Genomic DNA, 16,053 nt, shown 5'->3' with positions numbered 1-16,053 from the left:
CGGAGAGGCTATGAGTGGTAAAGAAATCGGGTATAGTTCATGTAGGTTGTGTCCTCACGCCTGTGCGGTAGATCGGATCGCCGGTAAGCTCGGTATCTGCGGAGAGGGTTCTACCATGCGTATCGCTTGGGTAGGATTGCATAGGGGAGAGGAACCTCCTTTGATTGGAGAACATGGATCGGGAACGATTTTTTTTACCGGATGTCCGCTTCACTGTGCCTATTGCCAAAATTGCCAGATCAGTGGCCGCTCTTCGACCGTTGGAGTTCCGGTCGATACACAGCGATTTGCTCAGCTCTTGCTCTCCTTGGAACGATTCGGAGCTGCCAATGCCAATCTGGTGACTGGAACGCACTTCATTCCCTCCATAATCGAGGGAATCGAATTGGCTCGAAGCGCGGGTTTTTCATTGCCAATCGTGTGGAATTCTTCGGGATTCGAGTCTGTGGAAGCATTGGATCTGATCGATCCCTACATCGACACCTATCTGATGGATCTCAAGACACTCGATCCTTCGGTAGCGAACAGATTTTGTGGATTCGCCACCTATGCAGATTATATCGTACCTGTTATTGAATTTTTAATTAAACGACATCCTATCACTGAAATGGTTGACGGGGTTCTGCATGGGACAATTATTCGTCATTTGCTCTTTCCTGGAACGTACGAGGCTACCGAAGCAGTCCTTCGTTGGTTCGCCGAACATGCAAAACATGCCGCATGGCTCTCCCTCATGGTACAATTCGTACCTCCTGTACAGACCGAAGAAGTCTTGGATGAGGTTTCCCAAGAGACATACGATAAGTTGATCGATTTATTGGAAGAACTGGAGATAGAAGAGGGGTTCGTTCAGGAGTTGGCTGACAATATTCCTTGGATACCCGATTTTACCCGGGATAATCCCTTCCCTGAATCGTTTGCTGAAGTGCTGCCGGAATTTCTGCAGATGCGAAACAGTTGACTATCCTATGACAGTTCCCTCGAATGGTTCTCCCCGCAGTATGGCGAACGTGTTCTCGATATTCCTGCCATCTGCGCAGATTACCTGCAAATTCCCCTCTTGAGCCTCTTTTGAGGCGATTGGATCGAATGGGACGTTCTTCCCAGGGATCCAGGTATCTCCCACCATGTTCCTGAAATCCGCCCAGCCGATCTGGTCGATAGGTGTTGCGGTGGGGTCGACTTTGGGATCCGCGGTATAAACTTTAGCGATATTTGAAAGATTCACTACCTTTCGGGCACCGAATCGTTTGGCGAGGAATACAGCATCGGTATCGGAAGAAAATCCCGGTTTCCAGCCTGCAGCGACCAGAATGTTACCGGAAAAAACGATTGGAGCTGTGGGATCGGTAACTAAGGCATCATCACAATACCGGGAAAAGAGCGAGCGGACCAGCGTCCCATTTAGATGGGTTGCGGCTATTCCCAGCCAGTCGAGTAGATCGGCATCGGGCTGCTCAGCGATTGCTTTATAGGCCTTCTGGTAGTTACGGGCAGGAGCTCCTCCTCCCGTTACAAGGATAACCTTATGGTCGGGGTTATCATTAAGATATTTCTCCATGGCTGCAACAAAGCGCTTTAGGAACTCATGATCCACGGCATCGGGTGCGATGATCGAACCGCCAAGGGAAAGGACTGTGATATTCTGCATGGTAAGGCCTCCATGTGGACTGTAAAACAACCAAGTATTACAGTCTACGAGTCCAGATTAGCAGAAAAAATGAAAAAGGCCACTAGTATCCAAAATTAAAATCTCCAAAATTGCTCTAGGTCAATTCCCAATTACTCTTTCGATGCTACATTTCTTGTACAAACCATTGGGAAGAAGGAGTTCATATGTCAAGCAATATATCATTTGACCAGGCAAAGGATCGGTATCTCAAGACACTGCAGCAGTATGTTCCCGTAGTCGCACGGGTCCATGGCGGTAATCATCCTGAATTTCATGAAATCCGTGCTGTGTTCGATGTGCTCGTCGAGAAAATACAGCAATCTGAGACCGATAATGTCCAATTGGATCAAGAGTTTTCAAAATTACGCGAAATCTCACATAATTATCTGGTACCTGAGGATGTGTGTGAAAGCTATGAGGCAGTATACCGGATGTTGGAAGAGATCGACGAAGCCTATCGAAGGTAGAGTGAGGTAGTCATGCAAAGATTTATACTGGGGAAAAAGAACTGGATAACTGCAGTCAGTGCGTTGTTGATCGTGGTCGGTTTTACCAGCGACCTGGGATTTGGTAATGAAGTGATCGCCATGTGGTCGTTGGCGATAGCCTCTGTGATTGCAGTGGCGCCTATCGGTATACAGGCATACCAAGCCTTGAAGGTACGGATCGTCAGCATTGATGTTCTTGTCACGGTTGCGGTTGTCGGAGCCTTTTTTCTCAGGAATTTCGAGGAATCTGCGATAGTAACCTTTCTCTTCCTCTTTGGAGCCTATTTGGAACAACGTACCTTGAACAAGACCCGCAGTGCGATCAAAGAGTTGACCGAAATGGTTCCCGAGAGTGCGTTAAAGCAGACAGATGCCGGTGACTACGAAGAGGTCGATGTCGATTCTGTCGATGTAGGGGATATTCTTCTGTTAAAAACCGGAGCCAAGGTTCCGGTAGATGGCACAGTCCTTTCGGGTGAAGGCCATATCAATGAGGCCAGTATAACCGGTGAATCAGTTGCGGTAGGCAAGAAGCGTGATGCGAAGGTATTTGCAGGGACCATCTTGGAAAATGGGACGCTCCAGATTGTAGCTGATCGCGTTGGCGAAGATACCACCTTCGGCAAGATTATCGAATTAGTTGAAGAGGCTCAGGATTCCAAATCGGAAGCGGAGAGGTTTATAGATAGGTTTTCCAAGTATTATACACCTGCTGTACTGGCCTTGGCTGTTATCGTATGGTTGGTTTCTCAGAATCTGGAGCTGGCAATAACCATTCTTGTCTTGGGCTGTCCCGGTGCTTTAGTGATCGGAGTTCCCGTATCCAATGTAGCAGGCATAGGAAATGGAGCCCGTCATGGAGTGTTGTTGAAAGGGAGTGAGGTAATCCACGATTTTAGTAGGGTCGATACCATCGTTTTTGACAAGACAGGAACCCTTACTATGGGTAACCCGCAGGTAGCCGATACAGAGTTCTATAGTAACGATACCGAAATCGCTCTAGGGTATCTTTCCAGTGTGGAGAAAGAATCCGATCACCCGCTGGCGAAAGCTATTGTCGATTTTATCGACTCCAAGACGACCTTTCTGGTTGAAAACACCGATGTTGTCAAAGGTGGTGGAATTAGCGCCATGGTCGATGGCCATAGGGTTGTGGTAGGCAATAGGACGTTGATGTCCCAAGAAAGTGTGCACATACCCGACAGCGCATTGGAAGATATCCTCCGGTTCGAGAAGAGGGGAGATTCCATAGTACTCACTGCTGTCGATGGCCATCTTGCCATAGTCATGGGAATCCGTGACCGCATACGTGACGATGTGGGCAACGATCTTAGAAAGTTGAGAAAGCTGGGAGTGAAGCATCTGGTAGTCTTATCGGGTGATAACCAGGGAACAGTTGACTTGGTAGGGCAGGAATTGGATCTTACCGAAGCTCATGGCAATATGCTGCCCCAGGATAAATCGGAGTATATCAAGAAGTTGCAATCTGAAGGTCGAATCGTGGCATTCGTAGGCGATGGAGTTAATGACAGTCCCTCGATAGCGCTAGCCCAGATAGGAATAGCCATGGGTAATGGTACCGATGTCGCTATAGAGACATCCGATATCGTACTCATGAATTCCGATTTTAGTCGTTTGCCTCATGCTCTGGGGCTGACAAAGGCCACTGCTAACAATATGCGTCAGAATATAGCAATTGCTGTTGGTGTAGTGCTAATTCTTCTGTTCAGTGTGTTTTTCAGTGAATGGATGAATATGTCCATAGGGATGTTGGTCCATGAAGCGAGCATCCTAGTCGTTATTCTCAATGGGATGAGACTCCTTAGCTATCGTCTGAAGGGTAGATAACCAACACTCTACTCAAGTTCCTTCTGGATATGCGCTCCTTTGTTAATAGATAAAAAATTCTTGACATCTACATTTTAACAACTTAACATGTTCTAAAATGATAAAATGAAGTGATGGGTCCAATCCATCACTTCCCCATAGAAGGGATCTGTGATGGAAGGTTTTGTTGTCCGATTGAAAGCAATGGGTGTCTTGTTTCTTGTATGGTTGGCTCTCATGGCTCCGCTAGCGCTACAGGATGTTGTAGTGGGTATTGTGCTGGTGTTCTTGCTGGCTTCTTTACCCTTACCTGGCTTATCCGTGTATAGGGAAATTCCTTTAGCTCCAAAACGGATTCTGTATTTCCTTCTCTATATAATCTTGTTATTGAAAGAAATACTCATGGCGAATATCGATGTCGCATTACGAGTAATAAAACCGGTGATCCCCATCCAGCCCGGTATCGTGAAGGTTTCAACGAAGTTGCAGTCAAGATTGGGTAGGTGGGTACTTGCGAATTCCATAACCCTCACCCCCGGTACTATTACCGTTGAAACCAAAGGCAAAGATGTGTATGTCCACTGGATTTCTGTGACAGCCGATGATGTCGATTCAGCAACAGCGAAAATCGTGACTCAGTTTGAGAAATATCTGGAGGTTATCTTTGGCTAATACGTTGTTTATCATCGCTGGGGCGATCATGTTGGTATCCATGCTTATAGCCTTTATCCGGATTATCGTGGGCCCTGATCTTGGAGATAGGGTAGTGGCACTTGATGCAATGACCATCATGGCTCTTTCGGCTATCGCATTCTTAGCACATCTGTTGGGACGAGTGATCTACCTCGATGTAGCCCTTGTATATGGGCTGATCAGCTTCCTCGGCGTGATTGCGGTCGCTAGATATATGGAAAGGGGGCTGTGACATGGAAGCATTAGCTATCATAGGATCATTATTTTCTCTGGTAGGAGCCCTGTTTCTCCTTTTGGCCGCGATCGGGATAATCAGAATGCCCGATACCTATAATCGTATGCAGACGGGAACCAAGGCGACAACGTTGGGAAGCCTATTATTCTTCATCGGGATCGGAATGGCTCACCCCTCATGGTGGACCAAACTGTTCATGTTAACACTGTTTGTATTTCTTACAAATCCACTCTCATCCCATGTACTTGCAAGAGCTCTCCACTTCATCGGCAAAAGTCCAATAGTTCCACAGTATTCGGGAACATCAGTCAGGGATGACCTTGCCGATGATGAATCGCACTCCATGAAAAACTCTGGAGAAGCAATGGGGAGCAAGACATGAATCTGATATTAGTCGCACTCTTTGGGTTGGTAATGATCATTGGTTCAATTGCTGCACTACATCTGAAAGATACGGTATCAGCAATTCTTGCAGCCGGTTCTGTCTCCCTGGTGGCAAGTCTCATCTATTTGTTATTGGGAGCACCGGATGTCGCTATGACCGAGGCTGCAATTGGTTCTGCTCTGACGACGGTGGTATTTTTGTTCTCTTGGTCAAGGATACAGCAACGTTCTCAAGAGAAGAGAGATCCTCAAATCGACGAGTCGGAGGACCAGAAGTTATGATGAAGCGTTTAATCATTGTTATTGCCTTGGTCGCGATTGCCTTGGGATTCTTTCCGCTGGCAACCCAACTATCCGAAGCCTCTACCCTGACGAATACCGCTGAACACTATGTCGGAAAGGGAGCTGAAGAATTGGGAGCAGCCAATCTCGTAACATCGGTGGTAGTAAGTTATCGTGGATTGGATACGTTGGGAGAGATTCTCGTACTTTTTACGGCCACTACCGGTGTGACTACACTTTTGGGCTCCACTCATCCAACTTCCCAGAAGAGGGATGACGATCTGGTGGAGGAGGGAAGGAGACAAGGATCGGAATTGTTAGCTACTGGTGCAGCTTTCCTGTTTCCCCTTTTAATCCTGTTCGGAATCTATATCTTCTTAAATGGACACCTAACTCCTGGTGGAGGTTTCCAAGGTGGTGTTGTACTAGCTTCAGCATTCCTGCTCCTCTTGTTCTCAGATTGTCGAATCCAACTCAACCATGTGCTGTTAAAGAGGGCCGAAGCCTTCTCTGGAGCAGCTTATGTAGCGGTAGGCTTGCTCGGTCTTTGGTTGGCGGCAGGATTCCTTGATCCCAGATTCCTCCCTGCAGGAGAATTCGGACAGCTTTTCAGTGCTGGTGCAATTCCCCTCATCTACATTCTGGTAGGAATCAAAGTCGGTTCTGAGTTGACCGGAATCATCGATTCGATGAGGAGGTGCCAATCATGATGCATATGGTACTCACGATAGGGTTTCTCCTTGTCTGTATTGGTTTTTGGGGCTTGATGACAAGAAGAGATATCTTTCGCATGATCATTAGTTTCTCTCTCTTAGATACTGGTGTCCATGTGGTGATGGTAGCTATCGGATATATCCCTGGGGGGACTGCACCGATTTTCGATGAAGGGCTTGCAGTAGAAGGGGCGATTGGTAATGTAGTCGATCCAATTCCCTCCGCCTTGGTATTGACCGCAATTGTTATCGGTCTTGCGGTTACTGCATTGATGCTTGGTTTTGCCATCAGATTACATGCTTCGAGAGGTAGCTTGGCTGCAGATGAGCTGAAGGAGTTGAAATGGTAAATCCACTATATCTCATTGCAGTACTTTTGGCTTCTGCTTTTCTGCATCCGCTCATCGGTCGCCGAAGTGATCAAGCCGGTCGGTTACTGGTGACTTCGGTTCTCGTTCTGACAGTAGCTCTTCCAATTCATTGGCTACTCGCGTTGGATTTCAGTACGATGCAGACGGTGGTTTTCCACACTGCTGGCTTCACAGCCCCGCTATCGATCAATCTTCGGTTGGGAGTCGAGGAAGCCCTTGTTCTCTTGATTATTAACGGAGGGGCTCTTCTGAGTGCATTATACGCGATTCGCAGATCCTCCAAAGCGTGGGAAGGTTCTTCACAGATACTCCTCATGACGCTAGTGCTGGGGGTGAATGGACTGGTATTGGGAAGGGATTTGTTCAACATGTTCGTGTTCATGGAGATCTCCTCTTTATCTCTCTATGCACTGGTTGCCACCACCAGAACGGGTAATTCCTTTGAAGCCGGTATAAAACTGATGGTTGCTGGAGGTATCTCCTCTGCATTGTTCCTTATAGGAGTCGTTTTTCTCTACAGGATAACCGGTACGTTGAATCTGGATGAAATGGTAGTTTCAAAACATCTCTTAGAAGGAAAAGTGGGAATTACTGCGCTCTTTCTTATGGTGATATCGCTGTTAATCGAATTAAAACCCTTTCCCGCTAATGGGTGGGGTGCCGATGTCTATCAGGCAGCCGATCCGAATGTCTCCTCTTTGATCAGTGGTACCAGTGCAACCGCGTTTATTTTCGTTCTGTATAAGATCACACCACTTCTGGATATTCGGCTTCTGAACACAATCGCGATTAGTGGAGGTGTGACCTTCATTGCATCACAATTCGTTGCTTACAAACAGGATTCCATACGTCGGATGTTGGGCTTCTCTTCAATCGGACAGGTGGGATTGTTAGTTCTTGTTGTTGGTCTGGGAGGGCTTGGTCTGGAGATAGGGGGAACTGTGTTATCACAGGGGATGTTCTTTGTGATCTTGCTTTTGGTAGCAAACCACCTGTTGAGCAAAACCGGCTTATTCTGGATGAGTGGTGTCACAAACCAGACATCCCTTGCGAGCATACGTCGACAGGGTAGCCATCGTCTTCATGGAGCTGGAATCGGAGTGCAGGGGGTTCTCACTTCTGCTTTAGCGGGATTTCCTCCATTTCCGGCATTCTGGGCGAAGTTCTTGTTGGTTACCACGCTTATTACACAACAATTGTATGGATGGGCTTTCGTGATCCTGTTCGGATCACTCGTAGAATCGGCGTATCTTTTCAAGTGGTTCCTGTCGGTACAGAAATCATCTGAAGATCCAGGAACTATCCACGATGAACAAATTCCTTCCGATTTCCAAGAAATTGTAACCGGAGCCCCTATCTTTTCCTCAAATTTGAAATCTTCGGGAGGATTCATCGCCCCTGTCCTTTCAGCGTGTTTACTATCGGCAAGTGGTCTTCTTCTCTCCTTGATGTTCATTGGAACCTCCTTGGACTTGCATGGGATGGTTCTTCTCCTTCCTTTGCTAGCGTTGGTACTCTGGACACTCCTCGATATGATGGGTGTTCCTTTCAGGTTGCAAATTGGTCTGGCTTTCTTGGCAACGATCGGATATGCCTTGGTATTCATCCCACGATTGCATGGTATCGCTTTGATATTCGGATTGTTGTTCATCGTTGGTTCAGCTGTGCAAATGATACCATTATTCATCCGTCGCGGAGTGCATCGCGCACTAGCCGGTATGTTGGTTGCTTTGGTCTTTTCCTTAGGGAACCTATTGTTCGCAAATTCCTCGTTGGAGTTCTTTTTCTCTTGGGAATTGATGACTATCACCTCATTCTTTTTGGTAGTCCGGGGCAAACATGCCTCTGGGGCTTCATTGAGGTATCTGGTGTTCTCTTTATCTGGTGCATTCAGTATTCTTGCTGGTCTGGCGTTGGAATCGGGTCCCATCGGTACCGTATTGCTCGGTATCGGCTTCTTGATCAAGATGGGAGCGTTGGGATTCCATATCTGGTTGCCAGCTGCTTATGCAGAGGCAGATGACGATCTGTCCACGTTCTTCTCTTCCATTTTGAGCAAAGCTGGTCTTCTGATGATGTTCGTTTTTGCCGGCCTATTTGCCCAACAGGTATTCTCTCCCGAACTCCTGCAAGAAGGGCGCCTGGCAGATCTGTTCACTGGTTTTACATTCTCCCATCTTCTGGGATGGTTAGGTGCATGTACCGCCTTCGCTGGTGCATTTTTGGCATTGTTCAAGGAGGATATCAAGTACACACTCGCTTACTCCTCTATGGGGCAGGTGGGTTATATGTTGCTCTCTTTCGCCCTTATGACTCAACTCGGTTGGATGAACAGTCTCTATCTTGCAATCACACATGCTCTGTTCAAAGGGATGCTTTTCATAGCAATAGGTGGTGTAGTGTATCGTACAAAGACAAGAATGATGTACCAGATGGGTGGACTGATCTCTCGGATGCCCCTCACATTCTTAACGGTTTTGATTGGTATTATTGCTGTATCAGGAGTTCCTCCTCTGACGGGTTTTGGAGCCAAGTGGATGCTCTATACTGCATTGATCGAGAAGGGGTGGTATTTACAGGCAGCGCTTGCGATGTTTGCTAGCGGGATTGCATTCCTCTATCTTTTCAGACTCATCCATACGATATTCCTTGGTCAATTGAAAGATGCTCATCGGGATATCAAAGAGGCTCCACTGCCGATACTTATTCCCCAGATTATAGGCATAGTCGGTATCATGATTATCTCCATGTATCCAACAGTATTGCTCAAACCGCTCGAGGCAGCTGTAGCTCCCTATTTCGAACGGACCTTGGAGTGGTCGGGGTATACGGTGCTCTCCACACTAGGATACTGGAATGGAACGGCAGTCATGTATGTGACTATGGGTGTTTTCATCGTACCCCTTGCCTGGTTGTTGATAGTACAAAGGAAACATACTCAGAAGGTTGGACAGTTCAATATCGTATATGCTGCGGAACGTCCCTACCGTCCTGAGACTACCCATTTCGGATACAATTTCTTCTCTCCCTATGAGAAGGCGTTGGGTTTTCTCCTACATCCAAGTGTGACCCGGTTCTGGCATCGGATAGTCTCTATCGCAGATGTGTTCGGTGGTATGATCCGCCGGCTCTACAGTGGCAATATCCAGACCTATGTGCTCTGGATCGTACTCTATTTCAGTATCCTATTGTTGCTAGTCCAAAGAGGGGTGTGAACATATGAATGAATTATTGGTAAAGGCCGGCTACACCATCATCTCTCTATTCGTGATTACCAATTATGGATTATTGCTTGGGGGGACCATGGCCAGGGTACGTGCCAAAGTGCAGGGAAGGGTCGGACAACCGGTCTGGCAACCCTATATCGATATCCTGAAAAATAATTTCAAGCGAACAGGAATATACCATGGTGTGATGTTTTACCTTGGACCTGTCTTCCGATTGGCAGGAGGCTTAGGGACATACCTGTTCATCCCCGCTGTATATGGCTCGGTGATATTTTCAAATTTCTCTTTCTCAGGCGACCTCTTACTGGTCATGTATTTTATTTTCTTCGGACAATTGGGCATGGCTTTGGGGGCTGGACAAAGTGGGCATCCATACAGTCCACTCGGAGTTTCCCGTGGTTTGGCTCAGATGACAGCATTCGAAGTTCCCTTCGCCTTATCGGTGATCTCCATAGCAGCACAATACCAGACCCTCTCCATTACCGAATTAGTTGCTGTACAACAGGGAGGTATCTTTAATTGGATTGCCTTTACTAATCCTCTTGCAATGATCGCTGGAATGATTTCGTTCCTCGGTATGTCGATGGGAAATCCTTTTAGTGTTGTCATAGCTCCCCAGGAAATTCCGATAGGCCCACCTACAGAGATGCAATCGAGTTTTCTTGGGATGCTCCAAACTAATAGAGCCATCTTCAATGGTGCCAAATTGGTATTGTTCATGAATCTCTACTTTGGTGGAGCAACACATATAGGGGTGATGGTGATCAAGACCTTTATAATCTACCTCTACACGGTGATTATCGATGCATCGTTTCCGCGGTTTCGGACCGACCAGTCGATCCGATTTTTCTTGGGAATTCCCACACTCATTGGAATTGCCGCTGTCGTACTTCAGATGCTGTAAAGACTTTGGGATTGGGAGGATCGAATATGGATGGAGAGCATACAATGGGATCAGACACAGATAGGCAGTTGGAGCAATTGTCTGAGCAGTTGAGATTGGCCAATAGTGGTCTTCCAGATAGTGATAAAGCCTACTTCTGTGATGTGAGACCCCAACGTGTAGAACCATACAAGGGAATCATGGAGACCTTTGCTAACTGGGCACGCTCACAATCTTTATGGATTCTCGGATTCGGGACGGGGTGTGGAGCTATTGAACTTCGTCCTCTCATGACATCACGGTTCGACATGTACCGGTATGGAATACAAGCCCGTCCTACGCCTCGACAATCCTGTGTTTTCATCATTGGTGGTTATGCATCGGTTAAGACGCTGAAAAGAATTGTCAGGAGTTATGAACAGATGCAAGGGCCGAAGTTTGTCCTCGCTTTGGGAAGTTGCACTATCAATGGAGGCATGTACTGGGACAGCTACAATACGATTAATAGGATTGACCATTACATACCGGTCGATGTCTATATCGCCGGATGTATGCCTCGTCCAGAGGCTTTGCTTGGTGGTTTCATCAGATTGAAGCAGATGATCCGGGAAGGAAAGTGTGAAGGTATGAATAAATATGTTGATGATTTCGATTGGTACAAGGCGAACCAGAAACAGATTATCCATGATTGGAATATGCCGGACTACAACTGGTAAAAAAGGGGTTTGGGAGTGACGATTGAAAATACGAATAAGACAGTACAAGATAATATCCAGTCGGGTCGGCAACGAACAGGGTTGGAATTCATTAGTGTGCAGGCAGCGGATGCAGTCTCTTTCATCACCCATCTGAGGGATATCCAAGGATATACGCATCTCGTGTTTTTAACTGCGATCGATTACATCGAAGACGCAGTATTCAGACTCACGTATATGGTACACAACTTTACCAAGCAATCGGATATTGGTGTGCAGGTCGATATCCCTCGAGATGGTGCAAGCATGGAATCTATTCATCACCTCTGGCCTCATGCAACGACTTACCAGAGGGAACTGAAGGAGATGTTCGGTATCGATTTTCCTGGAAGTCCCGGTGTCGATGACAATTTCATATTGGAGGGTTGGACCGGGATTCCACCAATGCGACGTGAGTTCGATACCAAGGCCTATTCTGAGAATACCTATTTCCCAAGACCTGGGAGAGTCACCCACGATACTACCGAATATATGAAAGAGAATTTGTATCCCAGTGAGGCCCAGACATGGTAGAAATGCTTACACACGACCCAAGAGGCAAGTTTCCCCCTGTGAATGCCGAAGATGGTAAGAGTCGATACGACTTGCATAGTGGGAAATATCTGAAAATTTGGCAGGGACCGCAACATCCCGGTATTACCGGTAACATGTCACTCGAGCTGACGGTCTGCGGTGATGAGGTGATCGAGTGCAAGACCCATGTCGGATATCTCCATCGTGGATTCGAGAAACTGATGGAACGCCGACGGTATATCCAGTGTTTTCCACTCGTGTGCAGGATCTGTGTTCCCGAGCCCGATTTCAACGAATATCTTTTTGCTGAATGTACGGAGGAATTAGCCGGAATTGAAGTGCCTGAGAAGGCCATCTGGTATCGAACTTTGACCTTGGAGATGGCGCGTCTCGCCTCATTCCTCATGTGGATCGGAGGACAGGCGGGAGCTTTTGGAATGGCTACGATAGGACAATGGACAGTCACCATGAGAGACTATGTACTCGACCTGTTCGAAGAACTCAGCGGAGGCCGGATCTATCATATGTATATAATTCCTGGTGGAGTGCGATCCGACTTGCCCTCTGGTTTTGCCCTCCGTGTAGAGAAGACTCTCGAACAGATCGAAAAAGTACTTGATGATGTCGAACTGGTAATGATGCACAATGCTGTTTTCAAGAAACGGGCCAAAGGGCTTGGGATAATCACACCATCGATAGTAGATGAGTATGGAATCACTGGACCGAATGCACGGGGAAGTGGGATTACAAGAGATATTAGGAAGGATACTCCCTATCTTGTGTACGATAAACTCGACTTCACGGTGGTTACCGAAGAGGGCGGGGATGCCTATGCGAGGACTTGGGTGAGACTTCGAGAGACAAGACAGTCGATTGATTTGATTCGTCAGATAGTGTCAGGAATGCCGACTTCAGGTCCATTCTTCCAAAGATTGCCGAATGTGTTGCACTGGAAGATTCCTGCAGGACAAACCTACAGGAGAGCTGAATGTACTCGAGGAGAGTATGGATTTTTCATGGTATCCGATGGCTCCGAGTTACCGAGAAGGGTCTACGTCAGGGGACCAAGCTATACCCATGCGGTCACATTGATGGAGAAACTTGCGGTACATGTGAATATTGCCGATACCGCAGGGCTCATGGTTTCCCTGCACACGTATCCGCCCGAGATAGAGAGGTAAGTAGATGAGTTTAAAGGATATCATAGCTCCGTTTTCCGTGTGGAAACGGGTATTTGAAAAACCCTATACGAATAAGAAGCCCATTGAGAGCAGACCAGGTGCTCCCCGTTATCGGGGATTCCACAAGAATGATATCGACACATGCATCGGGTGTGGAACATGCGAAGAAATTTGTCAAAATGCGGCGATCGATATGGTTCCGGTGAAAGAGACCCAGCATGGAGATTCTGGCTTGCGTCCTCGAATTGATTATGGACGCTGCTGCTGGTGTGCACTCTGCGTAGATATCTGTCCTTCAGGATCCTTGGGTATGAGCAATGAATACCTTTGGGTAGACGACGATCCTGAAGTGTATCGTTTTACTCCAGGTTTTGATGAAACCTCTTGGAATACGAGTGAACTTGGATATCATCGCGCTGAAGGATACGATTTGCTTGAGGGACAACGGGTACCTATGCCGATGTTGTCATTCGAGGAGAGTAGAAAGAGTTTTGTAGAGATGGTACAAGGATACTCTACTAAACAGGCTAAGGCAGAAGCAGACCGTTGTATTTCGTGTGGTCTCTGCGTAGCCACTTGTCCTGCACATATGCGGGTTCCAGATTATATCAAGGCAATCCGTGATGACGATATGGTAGAGGGGCTCAAGATCGTATACCAAGCCAATCCTCTACCTGCTTCTTGTGGACGGGTGTGTTCTCATGCCTGTGAATACGTATGTGCCATGAAGCATAAGGGAGAGGCTCTTTCCATACGATGGTTGAAGCGCTACATAGTAGATCAAATCTATCTGGGAGACTATGGTTCCATCCTGAAGGAATGTGAACCGGATAATGGTAAAAGTGTCGCGATAATCGGATCGGGTCCTGGAGGTTTGAGTGCCGCATACTACCTACGGTTGCTCGGGTACGCAGTTACGATTTTCGATGCGAATGAGAAGGCCGGTGGTATGCTTCGTTATGGTATTCCAGAATATCGTTTACCTTATGACCAAGTTGAAAAGGATATAGCGTTCATTGAATCTTTAGGGGTCATATTCAAGCAGGATGTCCGGATCGGGATCGATATCGATTTCATGGAGATCTATGGAAAACATGATGCGATATTCTTCTCCACCGGGCTTACTAATCCGTATGCATTGGATATTGTAGGAGAGGACTTGCCCGGTGTGATGTCTCCGCTCAAGATGCTCGCTGATGTTACGAATGGTACGAAACCCGAGATTGGATCATCGGTAGTTGTAGTCGGTGGTGGAAACGTTGCAATGGATGCGGCACGGACGTCACGTCGTTATGGAGCGGACGTAACCGTTCTTTATAGACGCCGAGAGGTCGATATGCCGGCCGATAGTGAAGAGATACATGAAGCTCGTGGAGAGGGGTGCGATATAATCGTGCAGGCAATTCCATTGAGGATAGAGAAGGGTGACCATACTCGACTGAAGCTTTTTTGGGGAGAGGCTGAAATGGTTTCCGATGGTCCGGGAAGAAGACCCAAACCAGTATTGATAGAGGGGTCGGAGTTCGAGGTTGCTTGTGATACGGTCATTCCCGCAATCGGTCAATCAGGGGATTTTTCTTATCTTCCAGAAGATATGGTATCTAAGTTGTTGGGATCACGGGGTGCGGTAGAAGTCGATGAATTCCATCGGACAGCGATACCCAAAATCTATGCCGGGGGAGATATTACAAACCCAAAGCGCGATGCCATAAGTGCGATTGCCAATGGTCACTCGGCGGCAAAAGGGATCGATATCTACCTGAACAACATAGCTGAATAATACCCAAACGAAGCGAGGGCAGATAAAAAAGTTGCAACACCTTTTATGGGGCAAATGGACAAACACAACTCAATGGGGTACCATGCCGCTGTATGTGTCCGACATGAATAACTGGTCGGCAATGTTATGTGATCTATCTTGGAGTGATGATGCAGCACGATAACGATAAAACCCAATTATTGAACGAAGTGAAGGAAAAGTTTGATAAGGACCAATGTGCATTGGTGGAAAAGATGTTGTCTATCATGGCCAATCCAGTCCGATTCCATATCCTCTGTGCTCTGGAAAGGGGCCCGTTCTCTGTATCGGAACTAATGGTGGTAAGTGAGAGTCGGAGCTCAAATGTTTCCCAACAGCTGAAAATCATGACACTTGCCGGGTACATCAGCAAAGAACGACAAGGCAAGCAGATTATCTATACGCTCAAAGACAATCGGATACGGGAATTGATTCACAAACTTGAGGAACTGTTTGGGGATGTTTGAAGCAAAAGTAGTGCTCCAGCCGTAGTATGGGTACCACAGCCCATAATGGGATGCCGGTAAAGGAGTGTCTATGAATAATTTGAATTCTGTCCTTATTGACGTTTGTATTTCTAACTCTATATATTGTAACGAGTTAACTGTGTATTGCTATGGCTTAAGTAGGGGAGGTCGCCATGAATTATCAAGATGATGAATTGATGCAAGTCTTTTCAATATTGGATCTTCACTCGAGAGCGGATCGGGGTAATCTTGATAACGTGCTTGATGAAATCACCTATCCTGAGCCACGTTTTGGCACCATCAAACAATATCGTTTGGAGACTAAAACACACCGAAAGCTGAAGATCTGTGCCCAAAGCGGCTATAAATACCAGGCTGTTCCAGCAATAAGATTGCAGGGGAAATGGCTTGAACAGCTTGGCTTTTCTGTTGGTCAGGAAATCAATGTCCAATGCCAGAAAGGCTGTCTGATTATCCGATTGGAAGACAAGCCCTCTGATGCACGATAGCAATCAATCAGATAACTGAAGGCAGGCTATGCTGATGCAAAACCTGCCTTACATG

Annotated in this window: 18 protein-coding genes; 17 read left to right on the top strand and 1 reads right to left on the bottom strand. The window is 46.9% G+C overall.

The annotated features are described in order from the left end of the window. Positions 1 to 10 precede the first annotated feature (10 nt). A complete protein-coding gene (locus ACODJP_RS11150; RefSeq protein WP_422481485.1) occupies positions 11 to 961 on the top strand; it encodes a radical SAM protein in 951 nt (316 codons plus the stop codon). Here the strand turns inward: ACODJP_RS11150 and pyrH are convergent, their stop codons facing one another. Beyond that, on the bottom strand, positions 962 to 1,651 hold the full coding sequence (gene pyrH, locus ACODJP_RS11145; protein ID WP_422481483.1) for a UMP kinase: 690 nt from the start codon (positions 1,649 to 1,651) through the stop codon (positions 962 to 964). A gap of 185 nt (positions 1,652 to 1,836) precedes the next feature. On the opposite strand from pyrH, the gene ACODJP_RS11140 reads away from it, so the two are divergent. The 16 genes from ACODJP_RS11140 (at position 1,837) to ACODJP_RS11065 (ending at position 15,998) form a co-directional block, all read left to right on the top strand. Beyond that, positions 1,837 to 2,139: a hypothetical protein gene (locus tag ACODJP_RS11140; RefSeq protein ID WP_422481481.1), complete on the top strand. Its 303-nt coding sequence runs from the start codon at positions 1,837 to 1,839 to the stop codon at positions 2,137 to 2,139. A gap of 12 nt (positions 2,140 to 2,151) precedes the next feature. Then, positions 2,152 to 4,008, top strand: a complete 1,857-nt coding sequence (locus ACODJP_RS11135) for a heavy metal translocating P-type ATPase (protein WP_422481479.1) — start codon at positions 2,152 to 2,154, stop codon at positions 4,006 to 4,008. Positions 4,009 to 4,161: 153 nt separating this feature from the next. Then, complete coding sequence (locus tag ACODJP_RS11130) at positions 4,162 to 4,659, top strand: Na+/H+ antiporter subunit E (protein ID WP_422481477.1); 498 nt, start codon at positions 4,162 to 4,164, stop codon at positions 4,657 to 4,659. Further along, the gene (locus ACODJP_RS11125) at positions 4,652 to 4,912 is read left to right on the top strand and encodes a monovalent cation/H+ antiporter complex subunit F (RefSeq protein ID WP_422481475.1); all 261 of its coding nucleotides are present in this window, start codon (positions 4,652 to 4,654) and stop codon (positions 4,910 to 4,912) included. The genes ACODJP_RS11130 and ACODJP_RS11125 overlap by 8 nt, the downstream gene beginning before the upstream one ends. A gap of 1 nt (position 4,913) precedes the next feature. Further along, positions 4,914 to 5,297 (top strand): monovalent cation/H(+) antiporter subunit G, encoded by a 384-nt coding sequence (gene mnhG / locus ACODJP_RS11120; RefSeq protein ID WP_422481473.1) that lies wholly within the window; start codon positions 4,914 to 4,916, stop codon positions 5,295 to 5,297. After that, the gene (locus tag ACODJP_RS11115; protein WP_422481471.1) at positions 5,294 to 5,581 is read left to right on the top strand and encodes a Na(+)/H(+) antiporter subunit B; all 288 of its coding nucleotides are present in this window, start codon (positions 5,294 to 5,296) and stop codon (positions 5,579 to 5,581) included. Before mnhG ends, ACODJP_RS11115 begins: the two co-directional genes overlap by 4 nt. Next, complete coding sequence (gene mbhE, locus ACODJP_RS11110) at positions 5,578 to 6,291, top strand: hydrogen gas-evolving membrane-bound hydrogenase subunit E (RefSeq protein ID WP_422481469.1); 714 nt, start codon at positions 5,578 to 5,580, stop codon at positions 6,289 to 6,291. The genes ACODJP_RS11115 and mbhE overlap by 4 nt, the downstream gene beginning before the upstream one ends. Beyond that, positions 6,288 to 6,644, top strand: coding sequence for a sodium:proton antiporter (locus ACODJP_RS11105; protein ID WP_422481467.1), 357 nt, complete (start codon positions 6,288 to 6,290; stop codon positions 6,642 to 6,644). Before mbhE ends, ACODJP_RS11105 begins: the two co-directional genes overlap by 4 nt. Next, positions 6,638 to 9,880 carry a proton-conducting transporter membrane subunit gene (locus ACODJP_RS11100; RefSeq protein ID WP_422481465.1) on the top strand — a complete coding sequence of 1,081 codons (3,243 nt, stop codon included), beginning with the start codon at positions 6,638 to 6,640 and terminating at the stop codon, positions 9,878 to 9,880. Before ACODJP_RS11105 ends, ACODJP_RS11100 begins: the two co-directional genes overlap by 7 nt. Positions 9,881 to 9,884: 4 nt before the next feature. Next, positions 9,885 to 10,796 (top strand): respiratory chain complex I subunit 1 family protein, encoded by a 912-nt coding sequence (locus ACODJP_RS11095; protein ID WP_422481463.1) that lies wholly within the window; start codon positions 9,885 to 9,887, stop codon positions 10,794 to 10,796. A gap of 44 nt (positions 10,797 to 10,840) precedes the next feature. Continuing rightward, positions 10,841 to 11,491, top strand: a complete 651-nt coding sequence (nuoB, locus tag ACODJP_RS11090) for an NADH-quinone oxidoreductase subunit NuoB (protein WP_422481461.1) — start codon at positions 10,841 to 10,843, stop codon at positions 11,489 to 11,491. A gap of 15 nt (positions 11,492 to 11,506) precedes the next feature. Beyond that, on the top strand, positions 11,507 to 12,043 hold the full coding sequence (locus ACODJP_RS11085; protein WP_422481459.1) for an NADH-quinone oxidoreductase subunit C: 537 nt from the start codon (positions 11,507 to 11,509) through the stop codon (positions 12,041 to 12,043). After that, complete coding sequence (locus ACODJP_RS11080; protein ID WP_422481457.1) at positions 12,037 to 13,224, top strand: NADH-quinone oxidoreductase subunit D; 1,188 nt, start codon at positions 12,037 to 12,039, stop codon at positions 13,222 to 13,224. Before ACODJP_RS11085 ends, ACODJP_RS11080 begins: the two co-directional genes overlap by 7 nt. A 4-nt stretch (positions 13,225 to 13,228) precedes the next feature. Further along, entirely contained in the window at positions 13,229 to 15,004 is a 1,776-nt protein-coding gene (locus ACODJP_RS11075) for an FAD-dependent oxidoreductase (RefSeq protein WP_422481455.1), read from the top strand. A gap of 146 nt (positions 15,005 to 15,150) precedes the next feature. Further along, positions 15,151 to 15,489 carry an ArsR/SmtB family transcription factor gene (locus ACODJP_RS11070; protein WP_422481453.1) on the top strand — a complete coding sequence of 113 codons (339 nt, stop codon included), beginning with the start codon at positions 15,151 to 15,153 and terminating at the stop codon, positions 15,487 to 15,489. Positions 15,490 to 15,662: 173 nt separating this feature from the next. Then, the gene (locus tag ACODJP_RS11065; protein WP_422481451.1) at positions 15,663 to 15,998 is read left to right on the top strand and encodes a SymE family type I addiction module toxin; all 336 of its coding nucleotides are present in this window, start codon (positions 15,663 to 15,665) and stop codon (positions 15,996 to 15,998) included. The last annotated feature ends 55 nt before the right edge of the window (positions 15,999 to 16,053 follow it).

The organism is Pleomorphochaeta sp. DL1XJH-081 (assembly GCF_049310885.1).
GTDB lineage: Bacteria > Spirochaetota > Spirochaetia > Sphaerochaetales > Sphaerochaetaceae > CAYZJV01.
Note: the sequence above shows the minus strand (reverse complement) of the source record. Positions and strands in the feature narration are given on the sequence as shown.

What these genes read in the sequence shown, in the direction of transcription:
- pyrH (WP_422481483.1), bottom strand. Translation starts at nt 1,651, where the DNA reads ATGCAGAATATCACAGTCCTTTCCCTTGGCGGTTCGATCATCGCACCC.
- mnhG (WP_422481473.1), top strand. Translation starts at nt 4,914, where the DNA reads ATGGAAGCATTAGCTATCATAGGATCATTATTTTCTCTGGTAGGAGCC.
- mbhE (WP_422481469.1), top strand. Translation starts at nt 5,578, where the DNA reads ATGATGAAGCGTTTAATCATTGTTATTGCCTTGGTCGCGATTGCCTTG.
- ACODJP_RS11095 (WP_422481463.1), top strand. Translation starts at nt 9,885, where the DNA reads ATGAATGAATTATTGGTAAAGGCCGGCTACACCATCATCTCTCTATTC.
- ACODJP_RS11105 (WP_422481467.1), top strand. Translation starts at nt 6,288, where the DNA reads ATGATGCATATGGTACTCACGATAGGGTTTCTCCTTGTCTGTATTGGT.
- ACODJP_RS11115 (WP_422481471.1), top strand. Translation starts at nt 5,294, where the DNA reads ATGAATCTGATATTAGTCGCACTCTTTGGGTTGGTAATGATCATTGGT.
- ACODJP_RS11100 (WP_422481465.1), top strand. Translation starts at nt 6,638, where the DNA reads ATGGTAAATCCACTATATCTCATTGCAGTACTTTTGGCTTCTGCTTTT.
- ACODJP_RS11065 (WP_422481451.1), top strand. Translation starts at nt 15,663, where the DNA reads ATGAATTATCAAGATGATGAATTGATGCAAGTCTTTTCAATATTGGAT.
- ACODJP_RS11135 (WP_422481479.1), top strand. Translation starts at nt 2,152, where the DNA reads ATGCAAAGATTTATACTGGGGAAAAAGAACTGGATAACTGCAGTCAGT.
- ACODJP_RS11130 (WP_422481477.1), top strand. Translation starts at nt 4,162, where the DNA reads ATGGAAGGTTTTGTTGTCCGATTGAAAGCAATGGGTGTCTTGTTTCTT.
- nuoB (WP_422481461.1), top strand. Translation starts at nt 10,841, where the DNA reads ATGGGATCAGACACAGATAGGCAGTTGGAGCAATTGTCTGAGCAGTTG.
- ACODJP_RS11075 (WP_422481455.1), top strand. Translation starts at nt 13,229, where the DNA reads ATGAGTTTAAAGGATATCATAGCTCCGTTTTCCGTGTGGAAACGGGTA.
- ACODJP_RS11140 (WP_422481481.1), top strand. Translation starts at nt 1,837, where the DNA reads ATGTCAAGCAATATATCATTTGACCAGGCAAAGGATCGGTATCTCAAG.
- ACODJP_RS11080 (WP_422481457.1), top strand. Translation starts at nt 12,037, where the DNA reads ATGGTAGAAATGCTTACACACGACCCAAGAGGCAAGTTTCCCCCTGTG.
- ACODJP_RS11150 (WP_422481485.1), top strand. Translation starts at nt 11, where the DNA reads ATGAGTGGTAAAGAAATCGGGTATAGTTCATGTAGGTTGTGTCCTCAC.
- ACODJP_RS11070 (WP_422481453.1), top strand. Translation starts at nt 15,151, where the DNA reads ATGATGCAGCACGATAACGATAAAACCCAATTATTGAACGAAGTGAAG.